Genomic DNA, 921 nt, shown 5'->3' with positions numbered 1-921 from the left:
GTTTTTGTATGTTTTAATGCTTTCAACCCATCAAATAACTTTTCTCGCCACCAAACACCGTCATGACCGCCTTGAAACTCTTCATAAGTATTTGGTATCCTTTTTCTTTTAAAGCTTTATACAAGCGTCTATTAGCCGTTAAAAGAGGTTTGTTTTCAAGTTCTCCTGCTGCTATGTAAAAATGAGGTTGACTCGTATTAGAATCTATAGATGAAATTTGATTTTCAATCCAAGGAATTTGATTTTCATAACCATCCTTTTTCCAATGCACGGATCCAGACATTGACAACACGTTTCCGAAAACATGTGGATTTTGAAGCGCTGCATAAAAAGCTGCTAAGCCACCAAGACTGAAACCAGCAATTGTTGTATGATTCTTTTCTTGATATACGTGATACCTAGCTTGAATCCATGGAAGTAGTTCCTCCGTTAAAAATGTATTCATTTTATCGTTATAAGTTAGCTCTTCTAGTCGATCAACGGGTTCTATTGCAACAGCAATACAAGATGGGATTTCTTTTTCGCATATTAAATAATTGAGTGTTCTTGCGATTGAAAGGTTATTAATGAATGAATTCCCATCAAACACAATGAGAAGTTCTTGAAGATGTGAAGTGTGAGAGTAGTCATGAGGCGTATAAATATAAATTTTACGTGTGTCATTTAAAATCGTACTATGAAAAGAATATGTTTCAATTTTTCCAGATGGATAATGATCTGAAGGAAAACGACTGCTATACTGTACTTCCATTCCTATGTTTAACACAGACGCTTTATTGGCATCTTCTCCAAATGTATTTTTATTAAATCGATCTAGTTGGTACTTTTCACTGCGCTTTATCCAATCATTTTCGAAAAAATCGTTTACTGAAAAATAGTACGTTGAAATAAAACTCTCATCCGTCCTAAACGTTACATACC

The 921-nt window shown here is 34.3% G+C and carries 1 pseudogene; it reads right to left on the bottom strand.

Annotation, left to right across the window (positions count from 1 at the left end):
• Positions 1-921 (bottom strand): annotated as a pseudogene (locus AC1DTM_RS28920) (alpha/beta hydrolase); the annotation flags it as partial.

It is taken from the genome of Bacillus sp. P4_D3 (genome assembly GCF_056401855.1).
Note: the sequence above shows the minus strand (reverse complement) of the source record. Positions and strands in the feature narration are given on the sequence as shown.